This window comes from Rhodococcus sp. ARP2 (assembly GCF_001029585.1).
In the GTDB taxonomy this organism is placed as follows: Bacteria; Actinomycetota; Actinomycetes; order Mycobacteriales; family Mycobacteriaceae; genus Rhodococcus_F; species Rhodococcus_F erythropolis.
In genome coordinates this window covers 1-26738 of record NZ_LEKE01000027.1, presented here as the reverse complement: position 1 = coordinate 26738, position 26738 = coordinate 1, and the positions used below count along the sequence as shown (strand labels likewise).

General features: G+C 62.4%; 28 protein-coding genes and 1 pseudogene. 13 read left to right on the top strand and 16 right to left on the bottom strand.

Annotated elements, in window-relative coordinates; translation table 11 throughout:
- Positions 1-130 precede the first annotated feature (130 nt).
- From ABX74_RS06630 to ABX74_RS06620, 3 genes are read left to right on the top strand one after another with little or no spacing between them, the layout of a single operon-like run.
- Positions 131-340, top strand: a complete 210-nt coding sequence (locus tag ABX74_RS06630) for a heavy-metal-associated domain-containing protein (protein WP_047888460.1) — start codon at positions 131-133, stop codon at positions 338-340.
- Between the two features lie 7 nt (positions 341-347).
- A complete protein-coding gene (locus ABX74_RS06625; protein WP_047888459.1) occupies positions 348-1262 on the top strand; it encodes a hypothetical protein in 915 nt (304 codons plus the stop codon).
- Positions 1262-3523 (top strand): heavy metal translocating P-type ATPase, encoded by a 2262-nt coding sequence (locus ABX74_RS06620; RefSeq protein ID WP_047888458.1) that lies wholly within the window; start codon positions 1262-1264, stop codon positions 3521-3523. The genes ABX74_RS06625 and ABX74_RS06620 overlap by 1 nt, the downstream gene beginning before the upstream one ends.
- A gap of 58 nt (positions 3524-3581) precedes the next feature.
- Here the strand turns inward: ABX74_RS06620 and rsmA are convergent, their stop codons facing one another.
- Genes rsmA through ABX74_RS06605 form a run of 3 tightly spaced genes read right to left on the bottom strand, consistent with a single transcriptional unit; the run spans position 3582 to position 6776 of the window.
- Positions 3582-4481, bottom strand: coding sequence for a 16S rRNA (adenine(1518)-N(6)/adenine(1519)-N(6))-dimethyltransferase RsmA (gene rsmA, locus ABX74_RS06615; protein WP_047888457.1), 900 nt, complete (start codon positions 4479-4481; stop codon positions 3582-3584).
- A 9-nt stretch (positions 4482-4490) separates the two neighbouring features.
- Positions 4491-5618 (bottom strand): resuscitation-promoting factor, encoded by a 1128-nt coding sequence (locus tag ABX74_RS06610; RefSeq protein ID WP_021332325.1) that lies wholly within the window; start codon positions 5616-5618, stop codon positions 4491-4493.
- Between the two features lie 33 nt (positions 5619-5651).
- Complete coding sequence (locus ABX74_RS06605; protein ID WP_019744700.1) at positions 5652-6776, bottom strand: resuscitation-promoting factor; 1125 nt, start codon at positions 6774-6776, stop codon at positions 5652-5654.
- 236 nt (positions 6777-7012) lie between these two features.
- Between ABX74_RS06605 and ABX74_RS06600 the strand changes: the two genes are divergently transcribed.
- On the top strand, positions 7013-8461 hold the full coding sequence (locus ABX74_RS06600) for an amino acid ABC transporter substrate-binding protein/permease (RefSeq protein WP_020908609.1): 1449 nt from the start codon (positions 7013-7015) through the stop codon (positions 8459-8461).
- Entirely contained in the window at positions 8458-9225 is a 768-nt protein-coding gene (locus ABX74_RS06595; protein WP_019744702.1) for an amino acid ABC transporter ATP-binding protein, read from the top strand. The genes ABX74_RS06600 and ABX74_RS06595 overlap by 4 nt, the downstream gene beginning before the upstream one ends.
- 36 nt (positions 9226-9261) lie before the next feature.
- On the opposite strand, the gene ABX74_RS06590 is transcribed toward ABX74_RS06595, so the two are convergent.
- Both ABX74_RS06590 and ABX74_RS06585 read right to left on the bottom strand, forming a co-directional pair.
- Positions 9262-9651 carry a DUF6578 domain-containing protein gene (locus ABX74_RS06590; protein WP_020908611.1) on the bottom strand — a complete coding sequence of 130 codons (390 nt, stop codon included), beginning with the start codon at positions 9649-9651 and terminating at the stop codon, positions 9262-9264.
- 77 nt (positions 9652-9728) lie between these two features.
- On the bottom strand, positions 9729-10556 hold the full coding sequence (locus ABX74_RS06585) for a TatD family hydrolase (protein ID WP_047888456.1): 828 nt from the start codon (positions 10554-10556) through the stop codon (positions 9729-9731).
- Positions 10557-10577: 21 nt separating this feature from the next.
- Between ABX74_RS06585 and metG the strand changes: the two genes are divergently transcribed.
- Both metG and ABX74_RS06575 read left to right on the top strand, forming a co-directional pair.
- On the top strand, positions 10578-12176 hold the full coding sequence (gene metG, locus ABX74_RS06580; protein ID WP_020908613.1) for a methionine--tRNA ligase: 1599 nt from the start codon (positions 10578-10580) through the stop codon (positions 12174-12176).
- Between the two features lie 81 nt (positions 12177-12257).
- On the top strand, positions 12258-13505 hold the full coding sequence (locus tag ABX74_RS06575; RefSeq protein WP_223257847.1) for a DUF2786 domain-containing protein: 1248 nt from the start codon (positions 12258-12260) through the stop codon (positions 13503-13505).
- Here ABX74_RS06575 and rsmI read toward each other — a convergent pair.
- Positions 13502-14332: a 16S rRNA (cytidine(1402)-2'-O)-methyltransferase gene (gene rsmI / locus ABX74_RS06570; RefSeq protein ID WP_019744707.1), complete on the bottom strand. Its 831-nt coding sequence runs from the start codon at positions 14330-14332 to the stop codon at positions 13502-13504. The two genes, ABX74_RS06575 and rsmI, sit on opposite strands and share 4 nt — an antisense overlap.
- 23 nt (positions 14333-14355) lie before the next feature.
- On the opposite strand from rsmI, the gene ABX74_RS06565 reads away from it, so the two are divergent.
- On the top strand, positions 14356-15915 hold the full coding sequence (locus ABX74_RS06565; RefSeq protein ID WP_047888454.1) for a dolichyl-phosphate-mannose--protein mannosyltransferase: 1560 nt from the start codon (positions 14356-14358) through the stop codon (positions 15913-15915).
- A gap of 54 nt (positions 15916-15969) precedes the next feature.
- Here the strand turns inward: ABX74_RS06565 and ABX74_RS06560 are convergent, their stop codons facing one another.
- The 4 genes from ABX74_RS06560 to ABX74_RS06545 all read right to left on the bottom strand — a co-directional run bounded on the left by ABX74_RS06560 (position 15970) and on the right by ABX74_RS06545 (position 19237).
- Positions 15970-17604, bottom strand: a complete 1635-nt coding sequence (locus ABX74_RS06560) for a BCCT family transporter (protein WP_019744709.1) — start codon at positions 17602-17604, stop codon at positions 15970-15972.
- 84 nt (positions 17605-17688) lie between these two features.
- A complete protein-coding gene (locus tag ABX74_RS06555; RefSeq protein ID WP_020908616.1) occupies positions 17689-18120 on the bottom strand; it encodes a DoxX family protein in 432 nt (143 codons plus the stop codon).
- Between the two features lie 48 nt (positions 18121-18168).
- Positions 18169-18528, bottom strand: coding sequence for a GntR family transcriptional regulator (locus tag ABX74_RS06550; protein ID WP_020908617.1), 360 nt, complete (start codon positions 18526-18528; stop codon positions 18169-18171).
- Positions 18529-18553: 25 nt separating this feature from the next.
- The gene (locus tag ABX74_RS06545; RefSeq protein ID WP_047888453.1) at positions 18554-19237 is read right to left on the bottom strand and encodes an SDR family oxidoreductase; all 684 of its coding nucleotides are present in this window, start codon (positions 19235-19237) and stop codon (positions 18554-18556) included.
- A 94-nt stretch (positions 19238-19331) separates the two neighbouring features.
- Between ABX74_RS06545 and arsC the strand changes: the two genes are divergently transcribed.
- On the top strand, positions 19332-19685 hold the full coding sequence (arsC, locus tag ABX74_RS06540; protein WP_020970331.1) for an arsenate reductase (glutaredoxin): 354 nt from the start codon (positions 19332-19334) through the stop codon (positions 19683-19685).
- Positions 19686-19695: 10 nt separating this feature from the next.
- Here the strand turns inward: arsC and arcA are convergent, their stop codons facing one another.
- On the bottom strand, positions 19696-20913 hold the full coding sequence (gene arcA, locus ABX74_RS06535; RefSeq protein ID WP_019744713.1) for an arginine deiminase: 1218 nt from the start codon (positions 20911-20913) through the stop codon (positions 19696-19698).
- Positions 20914-21012: 99 nt separating this feature from the next.
- On the opposite strand from arcA, the gene ABX74_RS06530 reads away from it, so the two are divergent.
- Together ABX74_RS06530 and soxR are read left to right on the top strand one after the other, a co-directional pair.
- Positions 21013-21501 carry an FABP family protein gene (locus ABX74_RS06530; protein WP_020970333.1) on the top strand — a complete coding sequence of 163 codons (489 nt, stop codon included), beginning with the start codon at positions 21013-21015 and terminating at the stop codon, positions 21499-21501.
- A 5-nt stretch (positions 21502-21506) separates the two neighbouring features.
- On the top strand, positions 21507-21986 hold the full coding sequence (gene soxR, locus ABX74_RS06525) for a redox-sensitive transcriptional activator SoxR (protein ID WP_019744715.1): 480 nt from the start codon (positions 21507-21509) through the stop codon (positions 21984-21986).
- Here soxR and ABX74_RS06520 read toward each other — a convergent pair.
- The 3 genes from ABX74_RS06520 to ABX74_RS30310 form a co-directional block, all read right to left on the bottom strand.
- On the bottom strand, positions 21972-22454 hold the full coding sequence (locus tag ABX74_RS06520; protein WP_047888452.1) for a DUF2505 domain-containing protein: 483 nt from the start codon (positions 22452-22454) through the stop codon (positions 21972-21974). The two genes, soxR and ABX74_RS06520, sit on opposite strands and share 15 nt — an antisense overlap.
- Before the next feature lie 48 nt (positions 22455-22502).
- Positions 22503-23348, bottom strand: coding sequence for an SDR family oxidoreductase (locus tag ABX74_RS06515; protein WP_019744717.1), 846 nt, complete (start codon positions 23346-23348; stop codon positions 22503-22505).
- A 142-nt stretch (positions 23349-23490) separates the two neighbouring features.
- Positions 23491-23634 carry a hypothetical protein gene (locus ABX74_RS30310; RefSeq protein WP_162267916.1) on the bottom strand — a complete coding sequence of 48 codons (144 nt, stop codon included), beginning with the start codon at positions 23632-23634 and terminating at the stop codon, positions 23491-23493.
- Between the two features lie 492 nt (positions 23635-24126).
- Between ABX74_RS30310 and ABX74_RS06510 the strand changes: the two genes are divergently transcribed.
- Positions 24127-24543 carry a helix-turn-helix domain-containing protein gene (locus tag ABX74_RS06510; protein ID WP_003946231.1) on the top strand — a complete coding sequence of 139 codons (417 nt, stop codon included), beginning with the start codon at positions 24127-24129 and terminating at the stop codon, positions 24541-24543.
- 42 nt (positions 24544-24585) lie between these two features.
- Here ABX74_RS06510 and ABX74_RS06505 read toward each other — a convergent pair whose 3' ends face one another.
- Entirely contained in the window at positions 24586-25587 is a 1002-nt protein-coding gene (locus tag ABX74_RS06505) for a hypothetical protein (RefSeq protein ID WP_047888451.1), read from the bottom strand.
- On the bottom strand, positions 25584-26084 hold the full coding sequence (locus ABX74_RS06500; protein ID WP_003946241.1) for an ImmA/IrrE family metallo-endopeptidase: 501 nt from the start codon (positions 26082-26084) through the stop codon (positions 25584-25586). Before ABX74_RS06500 ends, ABX74_RS06505 begins: the two co-directional genes overlap by 4 nt.
- A gap of 178 nt (positions 26085-26262) precedes the next feature.
- Here ABX74_RS06500 and ABX74_RS06495 point away from each other — a divergent pair.
- A pseudogene (locus ABX74_RS06495) lies at positions 26263-26738 on the top strand (hypothetical protein); the annotation flags it as partial.

Here is a 26738-nt window from a genome sequence, read left to right as displayed (position 1 = left end):
GTCTTCCCTGAGGCCTTCGTCACTGCCCAACCCGTTGACAGGCATACCCCCTGGGGGTACCTTCAGTCCCAGGGAGATACCTACACCGGGTATCCGTAAAATGAGTTTTACACAAGCGAAGGGATCTGCGATGACCACCTCCGAATACACCGTTTCCGGAATGACCTGCGGACACTGCGTCGGATCCGTCAAGGAAGAGATCGGCAACATCGCGGGCGTAACCGCGGTGGATGTCGAATTGGCGAGCGGACGCGTCGTTGTCACCAGCGATGCCCCCGTCTCCGCAGCCGACGTCGTCGCAGCAGTCGACGAAGCCGGCTACGCAGTCGTACCAAGCTGAGTCAGCCGTGCGCACCTCGACAACACTTGCCACCTACGCCGTAGGGTTGGTCGCCGTCTTCGGCGCCGCCCTCGGCGTGGGGGCCGCAATCGGAAGCCCGATAGACATGTCCACTACCCAGCACAGCACCCACGAATCAACCGCTGAATCGATGCCAGGCATGGATTCGGCGACACCCGCAGGGTTCGAAGTCTCTTCCGGCGGATACACACTCACCGACGTGACCGCACCCGGTCGAGCTGGGGAGCCGGGAACCTTGACCTTCCGGATTCTCGACAGCACCAACAAGCCCGTCGTCGATTTCGACCTCCTGCACGAGAAGAAGCTCCACCTCATCGTCGTCCGAAACGACACCAGCGAATTCCGCCACGTACATCCTTCTCTCGCCGCAGACGGCACCTGGTCGATCGACTGGACCTGGCCCGTCGCCGGCACCTACCGAGTCTTCGCGGACTTCGATCCCGCCGACGGCACCCAACTGACGCTCGGCCGAAACTTCGACGTGGCAGGCGAATTCACTCCTGCGCCGCTGCCCGCGAAGAGCGCGACCGCAACCGTCGACGGATACACCGTGACTCTCGACGGTGATCTGACCACTGCCGGCGGCCCGATCACGCTGAGCGTTGCTCGCGACGGAGCCCCGGTCACCGATCTCGATCCGTACCTCGGTGCCTACGGTCATCTTGTTGCGCTTCGCACCGGCGACCTCGCCTACCTGCACGTTCACCCCGAGGGTGAACCGGGCGACGGCGTCACTTCTCCCGGTCCTGAAATTTCCTTCCACGCACAGGCGCCGAGCGAAGGCACATACCGACTGTTCCTCGACTTCCAGCACGAGGGCGTGGTTCGCACCGCCGAATTCACTGTTGATGCAGGCACTTCCGCAGCTTCAGTTCCAGACAATCACGAGGGAGGGCACTGATGACGTCACCGACTGCGGTCGACAATGCTGCCAACTCGAGCAGCGTCGAACTCGCGATCACCGGAATGACCTGCGCCTCCTGCGCGTCACGAATCGAGAAGAAGCTCAACAAGATCGACGGCGTCACAGCCACCGTCAACTACGCGACGGAAAAAGCCAAGGTCACCTTCCCGGACGGGGTACCCGTCGAAGATTTGGTCACCGCCGTCGAGAATGCCGGTTACGCTGCCGCGCTCCCGAAACCGCCCAGCGCGCCAGACACCGTCGACCCGGATGCGGAAACCCCGCAGGATCGTGATCTGCGCGAGCTTCGTACCCGCCTGATCATCTCGACTCTGCTCTCCGTGCCGGTCATCGCGATGGCGATGATTCCTGCGTTGCAGTTCGACAACTGGCAGTGGCTCTCCCTCACGCTGGCCGCACCGGTCATCGTGTGGGCGGCCCTTCCCTTCCACCGGGCTGCCTGGGTCAACCTGCGTCACGGCGCCGCAACGATGGACACGCTCATCTCGCTGGGCACCATCGCAGCGTTCGTCTGGTCGCTGTATGCACTGTTCTTCGGCACCGCGGGCGAAGCGGGAATGAAACACGCGTTCAGACTGACGGTCGACCGGATGGACGGCAGCGCCAACATCTACCTCGAGGTTGCCGCGGGCGTCATCACGTTCGTGCTCGCCGGACGCTACTTCGAGCACAAGTCGAAGCGCACGTCCGGCGCCGCACTACGCGCGCTCATGGAACTCGGTGCAAAAGACGTCGCGGTATTGCGAAACGGCATCGAAGTACGAATCCCCGCCGAAGAACTGGCAGCGGGCGACTCGTTCATCGTTCGGCCCGGCGAGAAGATCGCCACCGACGGCATCATCACCGAAGGCCGCTCAGCCGTCGACATGAGCATGTTGACCGGCGAATCCGTGCCGGAGGAGGTCGGTGTCGGAGACACCGTCGTCGGCGCCACCGTCAACGTCGGTGGAACGTTGACCGTCGAGGCCACCCGCGTCGGGAGCGACACCCAACTCGCCCAGATGGCGGCACTGGTCGAAGACGCCCAGAACGGCAAGGCCGAAGTTCAGCGCCTCGCCGATCGGATCGCCGGTATCTTCGTACCGGTCGTCATCGCGATTGCCGTTGCGACACTGGGCTACTGGCTCGGTACCGGCAACCCCATCGAGATGGCATTCACCGCTGCGGTCGCCGTCCTGATCATCGCGTGCCCGTGTGCTCTCGGATTGGCAACGCCCACAGCTCTGTTGGTGGGCACCGGCCGCGGAGCCCAGATGGGAATCCTCATCAAGGGACCCGAGGTGCTCGAATCGACGCGCGCAGTCGACACCGTCGTGCTCGACAAGACGGGAACCGTCACCACCGGTCAGATGACATTGCTGGACACCGTGGTGGGCGAAGGAACAACCGTCGACGAGGTGCTTCGGCTGGCCGGCGCCCTCGAACATCGCTCCGAGCACCCCATCGCCGCAGCGATCGCGAAGGGTGCGACCGACGCAGTGGGCGAATTGCCTGCGGTCGAGGATTTCGTGAACGTCGCCGGTCGCGGCGTGCAGGGAATGGTCGACGGTCATGCCGTTGTTGCCGGCCGAGACGCGCTGCTCGCCGACTGGTCGATGCCGTTGCCGGAAAATCTCCGTGACGCGAAAGCTGAAGCAGAGAAGGCCGGGCGCACCGCAATCGCGGTGGGCTGGGACGGCAAGGCGCACGGCGTCCTCGTGATCGCCGACGCGGTCAAGGACACGAGCGCCGAAGCAATCGCGCAGTTGAAGGCACTCGGCCTCGAACCGGTTCTGCTGACCGGTGACAACGCCACCGTTGCCCGCACCGTGGCGGATCAGGTCGGGATCAGCACCGTCTTCGCCGAGGTCATGCCGGCGGACAAGGTCGACGCCGTCAAGAAGCTGCAGGCGGAAGGACGCGTCGTAGCCATGGTCGGCGACGGCGTGAACGACGCGGCGGCCCTGGCTCAGGCCGATCTCGGTCTGGCGATGGGCACGGGCACCGACGTTGCGATCGAGGCCAGCGACATCACCCTGGTTCGAGGTGACCTGCGGTCGGCAGCCGATGCAATTCGACTGTCCCGCAAGACGCTGAAGACCATCAAGGGCAACCTGTTCTGGGCGTTCGCCTACAACACGGCAGCGATCCCGCTGGCTGCGGCCGGCCTGCTCAACCCGATGCTCGCTGGTGCCGCAATGGCATTCAGCAGTGTGTTCGTGGTGAGCAACAGCCTGAGGTTGCGGCGGTTCAAGTAAGGGGGCAAGCCTCTGTGCGCGGTTAGGGAGTCCCTGCACTCCTTAACCGCGCACGGGGCTATTTGCCTCCAGCCAGCCGAACGAAGGCTGCTGCGTCGAGCATCTCGCCACGCGTCTGTGGCTCGATGCAGGCAGCGAGGAGCCGTCGCTCGGCCTCGGCAGGCGAACCTGCCCACCCGCTGAGCGCGGCACGCAAAGTCTTGCGGCGCTGCGCGAATGCGGCATCGATCGCCGCAAAAACCTGCTTGCGGTGCTTCTCGTCCATCGGCCACGGCGGCTCCGCGTACCGGTCGATACGAACCAGACCTGATTCCACCTTCGGCACCGGCCAGAACACGTTGCGTCCGACGGCACCGGCGCGGCGAACCTCGCCGAAGAAGTTGGCCTTGACGCTGGGAACGCCGTAGATCTTGCTTCCCGGATCAGCCGCCAGGCGATCGGCAACCTCGGCTTGCACCATCACGAGTGCGGTCCGCAGACTCGGGAGCGATGCGAACAGATGCAACAGCACCGGCACCGCGACGTTGTACGGCAGGTTCGCAACCAGTGCGGTCGGCTCGCCGGGAATCTGTGAAGGCAGCACACGCATCGCGTCCGCTTCGACGACGGTCAGTCGATCGGCCAACTCCGGCGCTCGCTCGGCGACCGTCTTGGGAAGGCGAGCCGCAAGGTTGGGATCGATCTCGACCGCGATCACACGATCGACGACGTCCATCAGCGCCATCGTCAGCGAACCGAGACCCGGCCCCACCTCGAGAACGACATCGTCACGAGTGACGCCTGCCGTGGTGACGATGCGTCGCACGGTATTGGCGTCGTGAACGAAGTTCTGCCCCAACTGTTTCGTGGGCCGGACACCGAATTCCTCGGCAAGAGCGCGCACCTCGACCGGACCGAGCAGGGCTGCCTGCCCGCGCGGAGTAGCGATGGGTTCGTTCGATTGTTCGGCGTCTGACACCAGTAGAACTTATCCCAGTCCGAGGCGACCCGAGCACGACGGCCATGCGCCCCAGCCCTGAGTGCGCTGCGTTTGCGTCGCGATCGCGATCTGCTCTTCACGGGTTGCGAGGTCGGCGCGAGGCGCATACTTCAACCCGCCCTGCCGTTCCCACGTGTTCTGGTCGAACTGCACGCCGCCGTAGAAACCGTTGCCGGTGTTGATAGCCCAGTTGCCGGTGGCCTCGCACTGTGCGAGCGCGTCCCACGTCGAACCGTTCTCCACGGGCGGCACCTCGGTGCCCGGCTTCGTTCCCACGCGCACGACCTTCGGCTGCGCCGGTGTGGTGATCGTCTCCGATACCTGTGTACGTCCGGCCTCGACACCGTTGACGAGATTCACGGCGAACGTCACGTCACGCACGCCGGGAACGCCCGGATTCTCGACGATCGTGCGACTCTGGTTCATCGTCGGATCCTCGATGCGCTGATCCGGCGGATCGAGCGGCAAGGTCTCGACTTTGTTCTCGGTGCGGTTGCGCGTCACCGTGACCTCGAGGCCCTCGGTCAGCGGAGCGTCGGCGGCGGGAACCACCGTGTCCGACTGCTCGAGCGGAGTGCCGTTGGCCGTAAGGAACTCGCCCACCGTCGGTGCCGCGATACGCACGTCGGCCGCCGCGTTTGCGCCGTCGACCAGTTTTGCGACGACAGGTGTCAAGACGTCGAGCGCGGCGCCGTCGAGCGGGAGACGCTGCGAGCGCGACGCCGACACGTGCACATCCGCTGAGACATCCAACTGCTTGAGCGCGTCGTCGACGGTCAAGGCGGTGGTCCAGAGCTTCTGCGGCTGACCGTCGACCGTCAGCGTGATCTCACGAGCACGACGGAGCACCACGGTGTCGCCGTCGGACAGCGACGCGTCGGCCGCGGGAGCAACCGCGTCCTTGTCACCGATCGGGTAACCCGCGTCCTCGAGAGCGCCGTCGACGTTGGTCGACATGGTGCTCAGGCGAATCTGCTCACCGTCGACGTCGAGGGTGATGGTCTTGTGCCGGACGACGGCCAGAACGCCACCCACGAGAACCGTCAGGAGAAGAGCGGCGATCGCCGAGTACAACAACGGCGACCTGGTCGAGTTGATCTTGGCGAACGGTGACATGGGTTCCTGAGTTCTGTGTGGAGTGTGGGCGCGTCAGCGCAGGCCCAATTTGCTGGTGCAGGACGGCCACGCACCCCAGCCCTGACCGGCGCGGACCTTCTCGCCGATCGCGATCTGCTGTTCACGTGATGCGAGGTCGGCGCGCGCTGCGTACTGACCGCCGCCGAATGCTTCCCAGGTGCTCTGGGTGAACTGAAGTCCTCCGTAGAAACCGTTGCCGGTGTTGATGGCCCAGTTTCCGGTCGCTTCGCACTGAGCAATGGAGTCCCACGTCGACGCGTTGGACACAGCGGGCGCGGAAGTCTGCTTGGTTCCGACCTTCACCACTGCTGCGACCGGTTCCTTGATCACGGTCGCGGACAGTTCGGTTCGTCCGGCCTCGACGCCGTTGACGGTCTTGACCTCGACGGTGGCCGTGCGCTCGCCGGCAACACCCGGGTTTTCGACGACGGTCTTGTCCTTCTCGAGCTCGGGATCTTCGACCTTGTTCTCGGGCGGCGCGATCGGCTGCGTCTCGACGCGAGTGTCCGTGCGGTCGCGGGTGACCTGGATGGTCAGGCCGTTGGTAACGGGTGTGTCAGCGGTGGGAACCACCGAGTCGGCCTGCTCGAGCGGCGCATTCTTGGCCGCGAGAAGATCACCGACGGTTACGGCGGCGAGCTTGATCTCGGCCGCCGGAGCACCACCGTCGCTGACGCTGACGGTCTTCGGGCTGACGACGTCGAGCTCGGTGCGTTCGAGGGGCAGACGATGCGAGCGCGAAGCCGAGACTGCGAAGTCGTCGGAAACATCTACCTGCTTCAGTGCCTCGTCGACCGTCAATGCCGTGGTCCAGATGGTCGTCGGCTGACCGTCCACGGTCAGCGCCAACTCACGGGCACGGCGCAGTACGACGGTATCGCCGTCGGACAGCGAGGAATCGGCGCTCGGAGCGAGCGCGTCCTTGGGATCGACCGGGTATCCGGCGTCCTCGAGAGCGGTACCGACGCTGCTCGACATCGTGGACAGCGAAATCATGTCGCCGTCGACGTCGAGGGTGATCGTCTTGTGCCGAACCACGGCGAGCGCACCTCCGACAATGAGCGTCAGAAGCAACGCACCCACCACTGAATAGAGAAGTGGTGACTTCGTGGAGTTGATCTTGGCAAAAGGCGACACAGGAAATCCCAAGGCAGACGACGTTCGATCACAATACGGTAACGACCGAGCGTTGTATCGGCAACCAAATCACAACGAAATGCGACTTTTGTCACGGAACGGCAACGGCGTGTCGTGTGTTCTACACTTTCCGGCTCCGATACCCGTGTATCGATTCAGCTCTGGGCGCAGTATGTTCTCGTCTGGTTCAAAGCAGTCCGGCGATCCCGGGCGCGACAGAAGAAAGCTGGGCGATAGTGCGAAGAAGATTCGACAGACCACGTAATGCCAGGTGGCCGATCCTGGCCATCCTGCTGGCGCTGATCGCAGCGCTGTTCGCCCCCGGAATCGCGAGCGCGCAACCCGGTCGCACCTACACGATCGCCACCGATCTGACATTCGCCCCGTTCGAATTCGAGAACGAAGACGGCAAACTCGTCGGCATCGACATCGATCTCCTCAACGCGATCGCCGAGGACCAAGGTTTCAAGGTCGACATCAAGCAGCTCGGCTTCGACGCTGCGCTTCAGGCCGTGCAGGCCGGGCAGGCGGACGGCGTCATCGCCGGCATGTCCATCACCGACGCCCGCAAGCAGGTTTTCGACTTCTCCGACCCGTACTTCGAGTCGGGCGTGCAGATGGCGGTCCTCGAGACCGACAACGACGTGAAGTCGTACGAGGATCTGAAGGGCAAGCGCGTCGCGGTCAAGAACGGCACCGAGGGCGCCAGCTTCGCCGAGTCCATCAAGGACCAATACGGCTTCACCACAGTCTATTTCGCCGACTCCGCCAGCATGTACGACGAGGTCCGCACCGGAAACTCCGTCGCAGTCTTCGACGACTACCCCGTCCTCGCCTACGGCATCACCCAGGGCAACGGCCTCAAGACGGTCACCGAAAAAGAGGTGGGTGCGAGCTACGGCTTCGCAGTCAACAAGGGCCAGAACGCCGAACTGCTCCAGATGTTCAACGCTGGACTGCAGAACCTGCGCGACGACGGCCAGTACGACGAAATCGTCTCGACCTACCTCGGTCAGGGCGCGTCGACGTCGGACAACTCCATCATCGGGTTGATCAAGAGCACCTATCCCCAGCTCCTCAAGGGCCTGTGGTTGACGATCGTTCTCTCGGTCGTCTCGATCGCGATCGCTCTGGTCCTGGGTGCGATCTTCGGTCTCTGCCGCGTGTCCACCAACATGTTCGTCCGAGGTATAGGCACGACCTACGTCGACATCTTCCGCGGCACACCGCTGTTGGTGCAGGCGTTCTTCATCTACTTCGGCATCCCGGCAGCCCTGCATTTCCAGATGTCCGCCTTCACCGCAGGCATCATCACGCTCTCGCTCAACGCCGGTGCGTACATGGCTGAAATCGTCCGCGGCGGCATCTTGTCCGTCGACAAGGGACAGATGGAGGCGTCACGAAGCCTGGGCATCAGCTACATGAAGTCGATGCGAAAAGTCATCATGCCGCAGGCAATTCGCACGATGATCCCGTCGTACATCAACCAGTTCGTCATCACCCTCAAGGACACGTCGATCCTGTCGGTCATCGGACTCGCCGAGCTCACTCAGACAGGGCGCATCATCATCGCGCGCAACTTCCAGTCGTTCAACATGTGGCTGATCATCGGCGTCATGTACTTCATCATCATCATGGCGCTCACCAAGCTGTCGAACCGCCTCGAGAAGAGGATCAACAAGTGACCGAAACAGCCGTCAACATGGGCAAGTCCGACACCGAGGTCAAGATTTCGGTCAAGGGACTGAAGAAGTCGTTCGGCGACAACGAGGTCCTCAAAGGCCTCGACGTCGACATCAAGAGCGGTGAAGTGGTCTGCGTCATCGGGCCTTCCGGTTCGGGTAAGTCCACCTTCCTGCGCTGCCTCAACCGCCTCGAAGACATCACCGCCGGCTCCGTGCGCGTCGACCAGTTCGACCTCACGAACAAGGACGTCGACATCGACAAGGTGCGCCAGCACATCGGGATGGTGTTCCAGCACTTCAACCTGTTCCCACACATGAGCGTCGTCGAAAACGTGATGCTCGCCCCGGTGCAGACCGGGCGATCGACCAAGGATCAGGCTCGCGAGATCGCCGTCAAACTGCTGGGCCAGGTCGGTCTCGCGGAGAAGGCAGATGCCAAGCCCGCCAGCCTGTCCGGTGGGCAGAAGCAACGTGTGGCCATTGCCCGCGCACTGGCGATGAGCCCGGACATCATGCTCTTCGACGAGGCCACCAGCGCCCTCGACCCGGAGATGGTGGGAGAGGTTCTGCAGGTGCTTCGTGACCTCGCAAAGCAGGGCATGACCATGGTCGTCGTAACCCACGAAATGGGCTTCGCCCGTGAGGTTTCCGATCGAGTCATCTTCATGGCCGATGGATACATCGTCGAAGAAGGCAAGCCGGAGAACCTGTTCGGCAACCCCCAGCAGCAGCGCACCCAGGACTTCCTGGCGAAGGTCCTGTAGGGGCAAGCCCCCTGTGCGCCTTTTTGGTAGTGGGGACTACCGGAAAGGCGCACAGGTGGTGGCCAATTCGACGACAACGGCCGTCTCCATCCAGCCACGCCGACCGGCAACCAGCGACGACATTCCGCGAAAATGTGGTGGGACCTTCTCGACTCGAACACGATCGGTGCTTCCAGGCACCAACACCCAGTGTCTGGGTTCTTGTTCGACAAATTCGCCGCGCTCGAGTCGGATCGAGAGAACGATCCCGGCAGTAGGTTCCACGTCGTCGGGAAAGATTCCTCCATGAACCGACCCGTCGAACCACAACGAGTCAGGTATCGGGTGCAAAGCCCACGAAGATTTTTCGCCGACCACCGGCAACGGTGCACAGCACTCGAATTCCCACGTTTCGATGCGGACTGTGACCACGTTGTAGTCATTCATCTGAAATACCCCGCGCAGTAGACGGACCGGGACACGACGATCCCGGGCGCGGAGTTACCTGTCGAACCAGAATAGCGTCAGAGCTTGTAAACGCGCTCCGCTGTCGCCGTGGACGCTGCTGCCAGCGCCTGCGGATCCTCGCCGCGTATGTCTGCGAGTGCACGCACTGTGTATGGCAGGCAGTACGACTCGTTGGGCGCCCCGCGGAACGGGTGCGGCGTCAAGAACGGCGCATCCGTCTCGACGATCAGCTGATCCGACGGCACCAACAGCGCGGCCTCACGCAGCGCCTTCGCATTCTTGAAACTCACGGTTCCCGAAAAACTGAGCACATACCCGGCGTCGATGCATGCCCGCGCCATCTCCGAATCCGAGGAGAAGCAGTGGAACACCACTGTCTCCGGCGCGCCTTCCTCGTGCAGCACCCGCAGCAGATCCTGATCGGCTTCGCGATTGTGAATCATCAGCGTCTTACCGAGACGCTTCGCCAGATCGATGTGCCACCGGAAACCGTCGACCTGCTCCTCGATCGTGGCGCACCCTTCGAGCTTGCCTGGCCAGTAGAGATCCAGCCCGGTCTCCCCCACCGCGACGACCCGCGGATTGGACGCCAACCGTTCGATCTCGGCCCTGGTGTCGGCATCCAGGACGTTCGCCCTGGTCGGATGGATTGCGACGGCTGCGTAAACCCTCGAATCCCAGTTCGCAGCGTCGACGGCAAAGCGTGCAGCATCGAGGTCGTCGGCCACCGTGACGACCCGTCCGACGCCGACGGCCTCGGCTCGATCGACTATTTCGGCCACGGTCGCAGCGTCGTGTGCGCCACACGCGTCGAGGTGCGTATGGGCGTCGATCAGAGGCGACAAGGGCTCAGGGGCATCGGGGGCGGGACGGTCTTTGCTCACGCCCGATAGAGTAAGCCCACCATGACTGTGCCTGCCTCACCCTCCCAGACCCCGCGCCCGGACTCCGCCGCCCCGGAAGGCGCGGAACGATCGCCGTTCTACATCACGACTGCGATCGCGTATCCCAACGGCGCTCCGCACATCGGCCACGCGTACGAGTACATCTCTTCGGACGCGCTCGCCCGCTTCAAGCGCTTGGACGGTCATGAAGTGTTCTTCATGACCGGTACCGACGAGCACGGTCTGAAGATGCAGCAGACAGCGATCAAAGAGGGCATCGACGTACGCGAACTCGCGGCTCGAAACTCCGACGTGTTCCAGAACCTCGACAAGGTCCTGAACATCTCGTACGACCGGTTCATCCGCACCACGGACGCTGATCACCAGGTCGCCAGCAAGGCGATCTGGGAGAAGATGGCCGCATCGGGCGACATCTACCTCGACACGTACTCGGGTTGGTACTCGGTTCGGGACGAGGCCTTCTACACCGAATCCGAGACCACGCTTCTGGAGGACGGCACCCGTCAGTCCACCGAGACCGGCACCCCGGTGGAGTGGACCGAGGAGTCGAACTACACCTTCCGTCTCTCGGCGTACGGGGAGCGTCTCCTCGCGCTGTACGAAGAGCACCCCGAATTCATCGCCCCCACAACACGCCGCAACGAGATCGTCAGCTTCGTCAAGGGCGGCCTCAAGGACATCTCGATCTCGCGCACCACGTTCGACTGGGGCGTCAAGGTCCCGGGCGACCCGGACCACGTCATGTACGTCTGGGTAGACGCCCTCACCAACTATCTGACCGGTGTGGGTTACCCGAACGTCGATTCGGAGGAGTTCAAGAAGTTCTGGCCCGCGAGCCTGCACATCATCGGCAAGGACATCACGCGGTTCCACACCGTGTACTGGCCGGCATTCCTCATGTCTGCCGGCATCGAACTGCCGGAGCGGGTGTTCGTCCACGGCTTCTTGTACAACAAGGGCGAGAAGATGTCGAAGTCCGTCGGCAACGTCGTCGACCCCATCGCGATGGTCGATCAGTACGGCCTCGACGCCGTCCGTTTCTTCTTGCTCCGCGAGATCTCGTACGGTCAGGACGGCAGCTACAGCCACGAAGCGATCGTGACGCGCATGAATGCTGATCTCTCGAACGAACTCGGCAATCTCGCGCAGCGTTCGCTGACGATGGTCGCGAAGAACTGCGACGCCCAGGTACCCACCCCCGGTGAGTTCACCGAGGACGACCTGGCGATGCTGGCATCGGCGGATGCCCTGCTCGCCAAGTGCCGCAGCGAGTTCGACGTGCAGGCTCTACACCTCGCGCTGGAAGCCATCTGGGGCGTGCTCGGCGAGACCAACCGGTACTTCTCCAAGCAGGAACCGTGGGTTCTGCGTAAGACCGATCCGGCACGCATGGCGACGGTTCTGTACGTGACGCTCGAAGTGGTCCGTATCGTCGGGCTTCTCGTTCAGCCGGTGATGCCCGACGCGGCGTCACGCATCCTCGATCTGCTCGGCCAGAGCGAAGAGAACCGACAGTTCGCCGACATCGCGGTACGCATCGACGCGAACCGGAAACTGCCTGCTCCGGCGCCAGTTTTCCCCCGCTTCGTCGAGGAATGAGCTAAGCGAGAGTGCCGCACGTGGGGTCCGAGATATCCGGTTACAGGCGGATGTGTCGGACCCCACGTGCACACTCCAGCCATGACGACGAATAGAACATACATTCGAACCAGCGCTTCGGCGCAGACACTGCCATGGAACGGAGCGCGGGTGTCCACTCAGGAGGTCAGCCCTCAATCCGTTTCCGCGGTGCGAGATCTCGTTTCCGAACTGTCCGCGGCGTACGACCGCGGATGGCAGCCGGCGGATCTGATTCATCTGGCGCGTCGAAGCAAAGAAGCGTCCGACGCCGATCTCGCCGCCACCACCATCCTGTTCGATGCGAAAGCGTCGCGCGCCTCCGATCGCGCACCGCTCGAATGGGTGGGGCAGTTGCAGACGATCGGCGAGCAGTATGCGAAGTCTCGACGCATCGCTTCTCGAATCACCGTGGACGACGACGTTTTTCGCTCCCTCGCCGCCGGCCTTCTGTTCCAGGATCCCTACTTCCTTGTTTCGCAAATCGTCGACGTCGCGCGATCGTGGATGCGCCTACCTCAGTGGACGGTGTTGCTCGCGCCACCATCCACCTGGCCGTCGCAACGGACCGACACCACCTATGCCGGCGTCGGTGATACCGAGGTCGACGCCAAGGTACTCAAGCGAATTCGTGGATTACTCGCCAAAGCGGAAGCCACCAACTTCGCGGAAGAAGCCGAGATTTTCACCGCGAAGGCTCAGGAGTTGATGACCCGGTACGCCATCGATTCCGCGCTGCTCCACTCTCGCGCCGGGGTCACCGACACATCCGTGAATGCCCGACGCATTCACATCGAGAACCCGTACGTGAAGGAAAAGGTTCACCTCCTGACCGAGATCGGCGAATCGAATCGAGTCAGGACTGTCTGGTTCAGCGACATTGCACTCGCGACCGTCGTCGGCACTCCGGTCGACCTTCAGCAAGTCGACATGCTGTTCACTTCCTTGCTCGTACAGGCAACCCGTGCAATGCAATTCGCCGACTCGAGCAATCGTGGCGGCTCACGCACCACCTCGTTCCGCAAGGGATTCCTGGCCGGGTTCGCCAGCCGCATCGGACACCGTCTGCGAGACGCCGGCACCAAAGCCACCGCCGAAGCGGCCGACGCGGCATCGATGGACGTCGCGGATCTTCTGCCGATCCTGGCCACCACTTCCGAGGCCGTCGACGCCGAATTCGATCGATTGTTCCCGACAACCCGCAAAACTCGCGGACGGTCCGTCGACGCCGAAGGCTGGCACGCCGGCCAGGCTGCAGCCGACGACGCCAACCTGCGTCCCGGCGCACCCGCCGTGAACCGCTCCCGCTAGTCCTTTCGAGCGGCCAGGACCGTCTCGTACAACTCACGCTTGGAGACTCCGGCCGTTGCGACCAGAGCACACGCGTCCTTCAATCGTGCTCCCCCCTCGACCAGCCTTTCCACCTCGTCGACCAGATCGGCAGGATCAGATGCCACCAGCACTGCGCCTTCGAGCACCACCGTGATCTCTCCGCGAACGCCCTCGGCCGCCCAAGTAGCTAACTCTCCGAGAGTGCCGCGCTTCACTTCCTCGTAGGTCTTGGTCAATTCCCGGCACACGGCCGCGCGGCGATCGGGCCCGAGAACTTCCACCGCATCTGCGAGGCAGTCCGCAAGGCGATGGGGTGCTTCGAAGAACACACACGCTCGCTGCTCGGTTGCCAGGGCCGAAAGCCAGGTCTTGCGCTGCCCCTGCTTTCGCGGCGGGAATCCGTCGAAGCAGAACCGCTCCACCGGCAAACCCGAGAGTGCCAGCGCCGTCGTGACCGCCGACGGGCCCGGGAGACACGTGACGGCGAGGTTCTCGGCTACGCAGGCGGCAACGAGGCGATATCCGGGGTCACTGACCGACGGCATGCCTGCATCGGTGACCAGCAGAACGGTCTTGCCTTCGGCCACGTCGGCGACCAACGCGGGCAGCCGCGAAATCTCGACCTGGTCGTAGAAACTGACGATCTTCCCGGTGATGGTGACGTCGAGCGCGGACGCCAGAGACTTGGTGCGTCGTGTGTCCTCCGCAGCGACGACGTCGGCGGTTGCGAGAGCAGACCGAAGACGCGGGGACGCGTCACCGACATCTCCCATGGGTGTTGCGGCGAGTACCAAACGACCAGTCATACCTGACAGCCTACGATTGCCAGGTGACTGTGCAGACGGACGAGCGGCCAACGCCCGCCACGAGCGATCGGGTAGTGCGTAGTCCCGGCCCGCTGGTACCGGATCCTGATTTCGGCCCGACCGACAGATTGCGCGGCTGGATCGTCACCGCTTTCATCACCGCCATCGCGGCGATCACCCGCTTCACGATGCTCGCCTACCCGACCGACGCCGGCACACCTGTATTCGACGAGAAGCACTACGTTCCGCAGGGCTGGCAAGTTCTGACCGGCGGTGGCATCGAAGACAATCCCGGTTACGGATTGGTGGTGCACCCGCCGATCGGTAAGCAGATGATCGCGATCGGCGAAGCACTCTTCGGTTACAACGGTTGGGGGTGGCGATTCTCGTCAGCCCTGGTCGGAACGCTGATGGTCCTGCTGATCATCCGGATCGTCCGCCGCATGACGCGGTCCACGCTGATCGGGGCGATTGCCGGAATCCTGCTCATCGTGGACGGCGTCACCTTCGTCTCCTCACGCCTGGGGATGCTCGACATCTTCCTGGCCTTCTTCGTCCTCACCGCCCTCGGATGTCTGGTGGTTGATCGCGACCAAGTCCGCGAACGAATGGCGAAGGTGTACGAGGAAGGTCGAATCGGCGATTCCGCCTGGGGTCCACGGCTGGGTTTCCGGTGGTGGAGGTTCGGCGCCGGCATCCTGCTCGGTCTGGCATGCGGAACCAAGTGGTCCGGCATGTACTTCATTCTGTTCTTCGGATTGCTCAGTGTTGCCTTCGACCTGTCAGCGCGCCGCGCCTACCGCGTGCAGCACCCCTGGGTCGGCACCGCAGTTCGCGACATCGGTCCGGCTCTGTATGCGCTGGTGGTCATTCCGCTCGGTGTGTACCTCGCGAGCTACTGGGCCTGGTTCACCAGCGAGACCGGCGTGGACCGTCACGCCGTCGGTAACGAGATCGGTGAGGGCGGCACGTGGAGCTTCATTCCCTCCGCACTGCGTTCACTCTGGTACTACAGCGGAAACGTTCTCCAGTTCCATGCCGGTCTGACCAACTCCGCCGGAAACCACCACCCGTGGGAGTCGAAACCGTGGACGTGGCCGATGGGGCTACGACCGATGCTCTACTACTACGCCGACGGCGAGCAGGTCACCGGTTGCGGGGCCGCCAGCTGCGTCAAGGCCGTGATGCTGATCGGCACACCGGCGATGTGGTGGCTGGCACTACCGATGTTGGCGTGGGCGATCTGGCAGACGTTCGTGCGCAGGGACTGGCGATACGCCGTGGTCCTGACGGGCTACGGCGCCGCTTACCTTCCGTGGTTCGCGACGCTCGACCGCCAGATGTACTACTTCTACGCAGTTGCACTCGCCCCGTTCATGGTCATGGGATTTGCGCTGGTCCTCGGCGATGTTCTGGGCAAGGCGAGCGCGTCCGTCGAGCGTCGTACCACCGGACTTCTTGCGGTCAGTCTGTACATCGGTCTGGTCGTGGCCAACTTCGTCTACCTCTGGCCGATACTCACCGCCATGCCGATCACGCCGGAATCGTGGCAAAACCATCTGTGGCTGCCTAGCTGGAAGTAGTGGGACAGACGAAGGAGGCACCGAACCTGGTTCGGTGCCTCCTTCGCTTCACGATTACTCTGTCGGCTTACCGACGCGACGTCCCCGCCTCGGGCGTAGGAGAGCACGTTTCTGCTCCTTCGCCGCAATGATGATCGGGTCGTGCGAAAGATCCTTGTACAGCGAGAAGCACAGTCCGATCATGACCAGCACGAACGGCGCCGCAGCGATGATCGTCATGGTCTGCAAGCCGTCGAGCGCTTCGGAGCCACCGGTCCACAGCAGAAGCGCTGCGACGCCACCGGTCAACATGCCCCAGAAGACCACAACCCAGCGACTCGGTTCGAGCGTTCCGCGCTGCGAGAGCGTCCCCATCACCATCGACGCAGCGTCTGCGCCGGAAACGAAGAACACTGCCACGAGCAGCATGACGAGGACAGTCGTCACTCCGGCCAACGGCAGATTGTCGAGCATGCCGAACAGTTGAGCCTCTTCCGAGCCTCGGCCGGACAAGCCGATTCCGTCACGTTCCTCGCCGATGCCCGCGCCGCCGAAGATCGCGAACCAGAGCAAGCTGACAGTCGTGGGAACGGCGATGACGCCGACGATGAACTGGCGGATCGTGCGGCCGCGGCTGATGCGTGCCAGGAACATGCCGACGAACGGCGTCCAAGACACCCACCATGCCCAGTAGAAGATCGTCCACGACGAAAGCCACGCGCCCGTTTCAGGATTCGACGATGCACCCGTGCGGGCGGACATCTGGGCGAGGTCGGAAACGTATGCGCCAATGGTCGTCGGGAGCAGATTGAGAATCAGCACGGTCGGCCCGAGAACGAACACGAACAGCGCCAAGATCAGCGCGAGCACCATGTTGATGTTGGAGAGCCACTGAATTCCCTTGGCCACACCGGAAACTGCCGAAGCGACGAATGCCAGGGTCAGCACCGCAACGATGGCCACGAGCAGGAAAACGCCGGCTTCTTCCATCCAGCCGACTACCTCGAAACCGGAGCCGATCTGAAGTGCGCCGAGCCCCAAAGATGCTGCGGTACCAAAAAGTGTGGCAAAGATCGCCAGGATGTCGATGACCTTGCCGATCGGCCCTTCGGCCTTGCGACCGAGCAACGGAATGAAGGCCGAACTGAACAGTTGCTTGCGTCCTCGGCGATACGACCCGTATGCAATGGCAAGGCCCACAACGGCATACATCGCCCAAGGATGAAGACCCCAGTGAAACATGGTGGTGGCCATGGCAGTTCCGACGCCACCGTCGGTGCCGGGAGGCGGAGTCACGTAGTGCGCAAGCGGTTCCGCGACACCGAAGAACATCAGGCCGATCCCCATGCCGGCGCTGAACATCATCGCGATCCAGCTGACGGTTCGGAACTCGGGCTTCTCACCGTCCTTGCCCAGCGGAATGTCGCCGAATCGACTGACCGCGAGGTAGATGGAAAACAGCACGAAAGCCGAAGCTGCGAGTACGAAGAGCCAGCCGATGTTCGTCACCAACCAGCCGAGAACACTTCCGGTTACCGAATCGAGGTTGTCGGGAGCTACGAGGCCCCACACGACAATAGCCAGCACCGCGGCAGCCGCCACGGAAAACACCACGTAGTCGGTCCGAACGCCTACTCGAGTAAAGCCCGTCTCCGGGCGCTCTTCGTTGGCCCCGGAATCTTGTTCGGATCGATCAGATTTCGTCACCATAGATGACTACGTTCGTCACTTTATGGGCCAAAAGCAAGCCGGAAGGCGGGCTCAACGTCCGTTGAACCCGCCTTCTCACCCCGATCAAGCTGGGGTTTTAACCCAACCGTTGCCCTTGCCGATCAATCCGTCGATGCTGATGCGTCCTGCGCCGATCACAGCGATCAAGAGCGATCCGACACCGAGTGCGACGACGAGTTCGTAGCCACCGTTGTCGATGAAGACACCCTTGTCCGCGTGCACGATGAAGAACGCGCCGACCATGTCGAGGAACAGCAGCGCGCCGACGAGCGGGGTCAACAGACCCGCGATGAGCAGGATTCCGCCGCCGAGTTCGATGGATGCAGCCACAACCGCAGAAATCTTGGGGAGCGGGGCGCCCATCCCTTCAAACGCGGCCTGCGTTCCGGCGATCTTGTAGGTGAAGAACTTCTGCCAGCCGTGGGCGATGAAGATGATCCCGAGGCCGACACGGGCGATGAGGAGTCCGAGGTCACGAGCAATCGACGAATTCATGAGCCAAGACTGACAGCTTTAAGTTGAAGCGTCAACTTAAACATTGTGTCATGCACCTCTCAATGCCGACTCCACCATGGCGACGATCTCACTGTCGGAGTACCCGAGCGAGCGGACCCTATGCGCAAACGCGGTCGCCGCCTGCTCGGCCTGCGCCTGCACCGGATCGGCCCCCGAAGCGATGAATGTCCCTTGCTTTCCCCTCGTTTCGATGACGCCCTGATCGCTGAGCGCGCGATAAGCCTTCGCGACGGTGTTGGCCGCCAATCCCAGCTCCGAGGCCAACGCTCGCACCGTCGGGATCTTGGTTCCCGCGATCAATCCGCCACCGTGAACCTGCTCGATAATCTGTTGCCGCAGTTGGTCGTACGGAGCTGTGGAGGAATCGTGTTCGATTGCGATCTTCATCGTCACCCTCGTCGTATCTTCTCGGTCACAGGCCCTCGATCGCCTCGCGGATCGTATGCGGGCCGGAGGTCAGAACCAATGTCTTGCCGACGCTGGACGGCGCATCGATGAGCGCTTCGACGACCGCGGCGGCATCGGCTCGAGGCACAGAGCCTCGATCGACGGGCGGCTGCGCAAGCAATACTTCACCGGTCGGGTCGTCGTCCGTCAGAAGGCCTGGCCGAAGAATCGTCCAATCCAGCGAAGACCTTGTCTTCAGGTCTTCCTCCGCTGCCGTCTTCGCCCGCAGGTAGGCGGCAAAAACCTCGTCGGTGTTCTCCGGTATTTCGTCACCAGCACCCATGGCGCTGATCTGAATGAACCGACGTACTCCCGCTTTCTCGGCGGCATCGGCCAACAGCACCGCCGCAGCTCGGTCGACGGAGTCCTTGCGCTCGATCGAACTACCAGGTCCGGCACCCGCGGCGAAGACCGCGACGTCGGCACCGTCGAGTACCTTCGCAACTTCCTCGACCGAGGAGGATTCCAGATCGATCACCACGGGGAACGCGCCGAGTGTGCGGACCGCACCCTCGTGCGCGGAGTTGCGGATCAGCGCTACCGGCCGATCACCATGTCCTGCCAGCAGGTACGTCAGGTGCTGCGCGATCTTGCCGTGCCCACCGGCAATGACCACGCGTCGTTCGTCCACACTTCGATGTTCCGTCATCGTTTTCTCCTCACACGTCGGTACTTCAGGTGCAGCACTCCGGAGCGGCCCGTTGTTCCCCTGTTTGTCCCACGAGTTCGGACGCAGAGGCACAATGACGAACATGGCATCTGCAACCATCTTCCACAATCAACGGTGCAACACCTCGCGGACCGTTCTCGGGCTCATCCGGGAAGCCGGCATCGAACCCACCATCGTCAAGTACCTCGATACTCCGCCTACCCGATCCGAGCTGGAAAAACTCATCGCCGACGCCGGCCTCGAGCCCAGTCAAGCGGTTCGCAAGCGCGAAACGCAGTACAAGGACCTCGGACTCGCCGACGCTTCCGAATCCGAGATCCTCGACGCGATGATCGAGCACCCAATTCTGATCGAACGCCCATTCGTCGTCACTGACAAGGGCACGGTGCTCGCGCGTCCGGCAGCCAAGGTGGAAGAGATTCTCTGACGTCTACCGCTCACAGCGGATCGCGGGCGATCGGGCAGGACATGCAGCGAGGTCCACCGCGACCGGAGCCCAGTTCGGAACCCGCGATTCGCAAAACCTCGATACCCGAGGCCTCCAGCCTGGCATTCGTTTCGACGTTGCGCTCGTAAGCGACGACGACGCCCGGTTCGACGGCCAACGTGTTGTTGCCGTCGTCCCATTGCTCACGCTCGGCAGTGACCGTGTCGAGTCCGGTGTCGATCACTCGAAGTTTTCCGATTCCCATGGCGTCGGCTGCCGCTTCGAGGAACGGCGTCGCACCGCGAATACTCACCCCGTCGTCTTCCTTGCGAAGGGTGAACGCTGCCAATGTGTCCTGAATGGCCGGATACATGACGACCGCGTCGGCCTCGACCATGGTGCAGACCGTGTCGAGATGCATCGACGCTCGGCGTTGCTCGATCGGAACAACCAACACCGTGTGGGCGAGACCGTCGTCGAACACGCTACGCGCCAATGCTTCTGCGCCGGCGGGTGACGTACGTTCACCGACACCGATCGCGATCACCCCAGGCGCGAGAAGCAGCACGTCACCTCCCTCGACAGGAGCCGTGTGCGACTCGTACGCGCGGCGCACTCCCTTGAATCGAGGGTGATGCGCGTAGACCAAATCCGTGATCGAGGATTCGCGAGCTCGCGCTGACAACGCCAAGGACGTGATGATGACCCGTGGCCCGACCCAGAACGACGAATCGCGGGTGAAGAGCAAGTTGGGCAGCGGGTCGATCACGAAGTCACCGCCGTGATGCATCCTGCGCACCAACGAGGTCGAGCCGGCGTCGATCGGCAGCTCGTCGAACGTCATTCCGGCAGTAAGGATCGACGACAGCTCCTTCGGTTCTACCTTTCGCAGGTACGCAGCCAGGTGTTGTCCGAGCGCGTGGCCGATCTTGCGTGCGTCGACGGCGGCCGCGATTCCCTGGATCCTCGCTGCGCCACTGACCTCGAGCGCCTCGGTGAGGAGATCGGACAAAAGCAGTACCTCGACGCCGCGCTCACGAAGGACGGTCGCAAACTGATCGTGTTCTTCCTGCGCGCGGTCCACCCACGGCAACGCGTCGAACAGCAGCTCGTCGTTGTTGCGCGGAGTCAATCGTTTCAACTCGTCGCCCGGACGATGAAGAATGACCGATCGCAATCGGCCCACCTCGGAATCGACACCGAGGGGGACGGAGCCAGAAGCGTTCATGAGTGAACACTAATCCCGTAGGCCCCACCCAGCAGGGATGAGCAGCTGCCATATCTTCCCGCGTAACGTCTGATCCGACGCAGGCGAGAGGACCACGCAATGAGTAGCACGGATCAGGCGGCGCTGGGCGGCGCCGGAATCGACAGGTTCACCGGGCGCTGGGTCGGCGCTGGAGCCGGACATTTCCCCACCATCGACGACTTCGAGTACTCCGAGGAGATCGAGTTCGCTCCGACTCCGAAACCGTTTGTCACCTACTCGTCGCGCACTCGAGGGCTCCCCGACGGCCGACCACTTCACATGGAATCGGGATACCTGCGCCCGACACCTGGTGGTGAGCTCGAACTGCTGGTCAGCCAGCCCACCGGTTTTGTCGAGATCCATCGCGGCACCGTCGACTCCGAAGGCACTCTCGCCTTGACCCGTCTCACGCTCGCAGCATCGCCCGACGCAAAACCGGTTCACGACGTCCGGCGAGTCATGCGCGTCCAAGGCGACACCCTGACCTACGACTTGTGGATGGCGCACGGCGACACCCCGCTGACGCATCATCTCCACGCCACCCTCCACCGGGCGACGGACCGGTAGTCGCCATGGAGATGCCGTCGTGGAAAGCCAAGGAACTTACGCCCGGCCAGCTCTCCGAGCGCAGCGGTGTCGCCGTCTCGGCCCTGCATTTCTACGAACGAGAAGGCCTCATCGTCAGTCGCCGGACCAGCGGCAACCAGCGTCGATACCAACGAGACACGCTTCGACGCGTCGCCTTCATCCGAATCTCGCAACGCGTCGGCATTCCACTGTCGGAAATCCGGGAAGCCCTCGGCACACTTCCTGAAGGCCGTACCCCGAACCGCGCAGATTGGGAACGGTTGTCGACCGGATGGCGGCGCCACCTCGATCTCCGCATCGAGCAACTGGAACGACTACGCGACAATCTCACCGGTTGCATAGGTTGCGGGTGTCTCTCACTGGAGGGATGCGCCCTCGCAAACCCTCACGATCAACTCGCTGCCGCCGGCCCAGGTGCACGCGTTCTGGAGGTGGATTTCGGCGCCGACTCAGGCGAGAAATGACTCGACAGCGTCCCGATCGCGCCCCAGCAAGTCCTCGACGGTCTTCTTCAGCAACTTCTCGATCTGGCCGCCGATAATCGGCATCTTCACTTCGGCCGTCCCGTCGACGACCAGTCGCGTGCAGGACTCGGCGGCGGTGAGGCCCAGCGTCGTCTCGATTCGTATCGGCAGTCCGTGCGCGATCCCGGTGACCGACCCTGCGGCCTTCCCGTCAGACAGAGGCCCCCAGTGGTCGACCCGTGTCAGACCCAGTCGACTCGGCGCAACCTTGGCGACCAGGGTCGGGAGGGAGGCGGAGTCGATTTCCTCGGACACGGATACTTCGATCGATCCGTCTCCAGCTTCGATGTCCGAGGTGGCATAAAGGTCTCCGAGTCGGACTTTCCAATAACTCGGGTCTGTCAAAGTTCGATGCACGTCGTCGATCGGATATTTGAATTCGATATCGAAGTGAAAACTCTTCGGCATGACTTTGGTCCCTATTCGACTAGATAAAAGTCCCGTCGGAGTTAATGCTCATCGCTTGAGCAATTTACTGAACTGGTCGTTCGCTTTTTGCATCACGAACTCGTAAGGCGGGGCGAATTTGCGGGCCCACCAGTATCCGAATCGAATGTCATTGGACGTATACACGAGGTACGTGTTCTTCTCGATTCCCCGCAGAATGCACGAGGCCACCTTCTCCGGGGAGACCGCGCGCTTCTCGAACCGGTGCGTGAGCTTTTTGACCCGCGGGTCATCCCGGTCGATACCCGCGATCTCCACGGTTCCCACCAAAGGCGTCTTCACCCCACCAGGCACAACCAGACTGACGCCGATTCCGTGCCGCTTCAGATCGAATCGCAGCACCTCGGAGACCCCGCGAAGGCCGAACTTGCTCGCACTGTAAGCGGCATGCCACGGCAGTGCCAAGAGCCCAGCGGCCGAAGAAACATTGACCAGGTGCCCACCCTTGCCGGCGCGGATCATGGGCGGAACGAACGTCTCCATGACATGGATCGGTCCCATCAGGTTGACGTCAACCATCGACTTCCAGTGCCGATGCTCGAGGTTCTCGATAGTTCCCCACGCTGAAATGCCGGCGATATTCATGACGACATCCATCGGAGAGAATTGAGTGTGAATCTCGGTACCGAATTTCACGACCTCGTCGTAATCCGAGATATCGAGTGCCTTGGCCAAACTGACCGTGCCGCCTCCGGCACCAACCATTGCGGCAGTCTCTTGCAATCCACGGTCGTTGATATCAGTGAGAAACAATTCAGCTCCGGCCTCGGATGCCCGCAGTGCAGTTGCGCGTCCTATCCCACTACCAGCGCCGGTGATCAGGCATTTCTTACCCTCAAGCGACCTTACTGACATGGATCGACACTCCCCCGCACTCGTACTGTGGACATGCGGGAAAGTCTACGCACGCGTTGTGCGGCCGCCCCGAAACACGCATTGCGGCCGTGAGCATGCCAGAACCCACGACCTCGGCGGCAGCCGCCGAACCCACCGACAGCTACAGACGCTGAGCCATCTGCTCTTGATAGCCCCTGACCGTACGGTCGAGTTCTTCCGCCGCTACATCGTCCCCACGCTTGCGTGCGTCGTGGGCTCGATCCTGGATTTCACGGATCGCGCGGCGCAGTTCGTCATCGCTCATCGTGTGTTTCATATCACAATTCTGCACCTACGCAGCGGGTTTAGCTAGCGCAGATTGCATTCCGGCAAACCGTTCAAGGTTCAACCCCGAAGTGATTCGAGCAACATCGCGAACAGTCGCCATAATTGCAACCGCATCACTCCACACCGTCACTGAACTGCGGTTTTCCTTTCGGAACACATATGAAAAACCAGGCTAACGCTTAGCTAATATCGCCAAAACGGGTAAAAGGTTTGATACTGGGCACATTAACCAAGTAATGGAAGGTTCGAATAGCGCGACCGTAGCTGCACAATCTTCGTGCGGCCGATACTCAATGTGCGCTGAGACATAGCTGAGCACTCAATGGCCGAACGAAACGAATCTCGGACACATTTGACAACTGGTCCACTAAACAGACTACGGTGAGCTACCGATCGGTTATCCGCGTGATACCGTAGGATTCACTGAACGGACAATTGCTAGCTAGAGAGGATTACGGGGCGGTTCACAATGGCTGACTTTGCAGAACGATTGAACAAACTGTTCGACAGTGTTCATCCTCCGGGGCGCAAACCCCACACCAACGCCGAGGTTGCGGCAGCGCTCATCGAAGACGGCCATCAGATCTCCAAGCCGTACATCTCGCAGCTCCGCTCGGGACAGCGCACCAACCCCTCGGACGAGACAGTCGCTGCGTTCGCCCGGTTCTTCAAGGTGAAGCCCGACTACTTCTTCAACGACATCTACGCTGCCAAGATCGATCACGACCTCGAACTGCTCTCGCAGCTCCAAGGTTACGGCCTTCGCCGCCTCTCGAGCCGCGCATTCGACCTGTCGGAAGAATCGCAGAATCTGCTCACCACGATGGCTGAAAAGCTCCGCGCGAGTGAGGGTTTGCCAGAGGTTCCGCCCGACGCGTCACGCTGATGCAAATGTGCTGAAGCACTGAATTGACATGGAGTAGGTCGACTACGAACGTCGACCTACTTTTGTCGTTTCATCGAGTTCCTTCGCCAACAACAACACCCATCGGCGCGCCGACATCTTCTCCGGTGGCGCAATCCATCTGGTGTCCAACACATCCGAGGCCAATGGATCCGCGATCCACCCCGCAAGTATTCCTGCATGGGCGGTAACTGCCCGGGGCGGTTCCTGACCACCGACGTCGAACATCCCGGCGCCGGACTGTATGTACATCGCATCCATGATCTGGGCGATCATGTCCGATGCCCGGAGTACTGACGTACTTCCGGCGCTGTCCGCGTCGACAACCTCGGGGAATCGCTTCACCAGAAGCGCATGCATCCGCCGTAGGCGATACAAGTCTCGTCGTGCGCGCAACCACGTCTCGAGAAGCACCCACGTGATGCCCAGCGCTATCAGAACACTCGAGGCAGCGATGAACCACACCCCTGCGCCCGTCCAGATATCCGATTCGAGTGCGCTGGTGCCACCGATCGATTCGACCAGCATCACGACGACCACGACAAACAAGACCGACGAACCTGTCACGATCAATGCGATTCCGCGCCCCAACGGCGCCCACGCGACGTGCCGTAACCCCGTCGAAATGACAAGGGACAGAGCGACGATGATAAAGATCAGAGCCGGCGCTGGGTATCCGAAGAAAACCGCGATCGCCACCAGCAGCCCCACCGAGTACAGCACCGTGGCGAGACCGCGCATGGCTGGACGCGACATCACCGGCCAGGCCGACACGGCGCCGACCGCGCTGGCCGCGGACAACGCGGTCCACAAGACGATGACGATCATCGCTGCGGCATGTTGCTCCGGCGCAATTCGATCGACGATGTCCCACACCGCCGGCACCATGACCGTCGACGACAACGCGACCGAGAAGCCTGCGAAGACCATCGACATTCGCAACGGCGTCGCGGTGCGCGCGACAACTCGACCCAGTCTCGCGCCGGCTGCAACCCAGACGAGAAGGGCCACAGCCCAAAAGATCATCCGATCGCCTCGTCATACCGCAATACCGACAGCGGTGTCCCACGGCCACTCATCGTTCGCAGACGCATGATCAACATCGACGCGAACGTCTCGGCTTCCCACTCCGCGATGTCATCCATCGGCACGGGTTCGTTGCGCCGCAGAGAACGTTGACTCAACATGTATGCAATCAAATCGTCACTGACCTCGAGCGTCGCCTCGGCGATCTCGGCACCTTCGTGACGAAACACTATGTGCCCCAACTCATGTGCCAGAGTCCGCTCGACATTGGGTAGTCCGGGAGCCAAAACGATGACGTCGTGGTCGTCGTAGGCCCGGCGCTGACCGCACACTCCGGTGGCGAGCGGGGTTTCCAGATCGATCTCGATCGGGCGCCCACGCTCGCGGGCGACTGTCTGTACCACCGTAAGCAGTGACACAGCCTCCGACGACGCTGCTGCGTCACATACGGCATCCACCGCGGCCAGAACGCGGCGATGTGAACGTCTGTCCGGCACGACTCACGCACCTCCCTGTGATCCGGGTGCCAGGAATTCGGCACGTGCGGCAGCCAAACGTGCCTTCTGCAACGATGCTCCGCGAAAAGTCATTGCTCCCGCACCCGCCGCTACGACTGCCATTCCGCCCACACCGCCTGCGACGGCGGCAGCGTTGAGAATCGGCGGAAGGCCTTGAGTGAACGCCGTCGGGAATGCCTGCGGGTTCTCACTGGGACTCGCGACGTTCGGAGCGTTCGACGGTACCTGGGGAGCTACGGGTGCCGGTGCGGCCAGAACCTCGGGCGCGGACGGTGCTGCGACTGCGCCCGGCGCAGCGTTCGCCGGTCCACCGGCAGAGGGTGCAGGTGCTCCGCCGCCCGCTGACGGCCCCTGCGGATCAGACGGTCCAGCCGGCGGAACCGCGGCCTCCGAGGATGGCTCGGAACTCGACTGCGACTCGGAAGGGGACTGCGTCGTCTCGGAGGCTGCTTCGCTAGATGAACTCTCAGTCTGCGAAGTTGCGTTGGTCGCAGGGGAAGCGCTGCTGCTCGGACGTTGCGACGCCGAAGGGTTGGTCGAGGCCTCAGTTGTCGTGGGCTCAGTCGTCGTGGTCGGCTCAGTCGTCGTGGTCGGCTCAGTCGTCGTGGTCGGCTCAGTCGTCGTGGTCGGCTC

Coding starts and splice junctions, on each gene's coding strand:
- ABX74_RS06630 (WP_047888460.1), top strand. CDS start 131: ATGACCACCTCCGAATACACCGTTTCCGGAATGACCTGCGGACACTGC.
- ABX74_RS06620 (WP_047888458.1), top strand. CDS start 1,262: ATGACGTCACCGACTGCGGTCGACAATGCTGCCAACTCGAGCAGCGTC.
- ABX74_RS06610 (WP_021332325.1), bottom strand. CDS start 5,618: ATGTCACCGTTCGCCAAGATCAACTCGACCAGGTCGCCGTTGTTGTAC.
- ABX74_RS06590 (WP_020908611.1), bottom strand. CDS start 9,651: ATGAATGACTACAACGTGGTCACAGTCCGCATCGAAACGTGGGAATTC.
- metG (WP_020908613.1), top strand. CDS start 10,578: ATGACTGTGCCTGCCTCACCCTCCCAGACCCCGCGCCCGGACTCCGCC.
- ABX74_RS06575 (WP_223257847.1), top strand. CDS start 12,258: ATGACGACGAATAGAACATACATTCGAACCAGCGCTTCGGCGCAGACA.
- rsmI (WP_019744707.1), bottom strand. CDS start 14,332: ATGACTGGTCGTTTGGTACTCGCCGCAACACCCATGGGAGATGTCGGT.
- ABX74_RS06560 (WP_019744709.1), bottom strand. CDS start 17,604: ATGGTGACGAAATCTGATCGATCCGAACAAGATTCCGGGGCCAACGAA.
- ABX74_RS06555 (WP_020908616.1), bottom strand. CDS start 18,120: ATGAATTCGTCGATTGCTCGTGACCTCGGACTCCTCATCGCCCGTGTC.
- ABX74_RS06550 (WP_020908617.1), bottom strand. CDS start 18,528: ATGAAGATCGCAATCGAACACGATTCCTCCACAGCTCCGTACGACCAA.
- ABX74_RS06545 (WP_047888453.1), bottom strand. CDS start 19,237: ATGACGGAACATCGAAGTGTGGACGAACGACGCGTGGTCATTGCCGGT.
- arsC (WP_020970331.1), top strand. CDS start 19,332: ATGACGAACATGGCATCTGCAACCATCTTCCACAATCAACGGTGCAAC.
- arcA (WP_019744713.1), bottom strand. CDS start 20,913: ATGAACGCTTCTGGCTCCGTCCCCCTCGGTGTCGATTCCGAGGTGGGC.
- ABX74_RS06530 (WP_020970333.1), top strand. CDS start 21,013: ATGAGTAGCACGGATCAGGCGGCGCTGGGCGGCGCCGGAATCGACAGG.
- soxR (WP_019744715.1), top strand. CDS start 21,507: ATGGAGATGCCGTCGTGGAAAGCCAAGGAACTTACGCCCGGCCAGCTC.
- ABX74_RS06520 (WP_047888452.1), bottom strand. CDS start 22,454: ATGCCGAAGAGTTTTCACTTCGATATCGAATTCAAATATCCGATCGAC.
- ABX74_RS06515 (WP_019744717.1), bottom strand. CDS start 23,348: ATGTCAGTAAGGTCGCTTGAGGGTAAGAAATGCCTGATCACCGGCGCT.
- ABX74_RS30310 (WP_162267916.1), bottom strand. CDS start 23,634: ATGAGCGATGACGAACTGCGCCGCGCGATCCGTGAAATCCAGGATCGA.
- ABX74_RS06510 (WP_003946231.1), top strand. CDS start 24,127: ATGGCTGACTTTGCAGAACGATTGAACAAACTGTTCGACAGTGTTCAT.
- ABX74_RS06505 (WP_047888451.1), bottom strand. CDS start 25,587: ATGATCTTTTGGGCTGTGGCCCTTCTCGTCTGGGTTGCAGCCGGCGCG.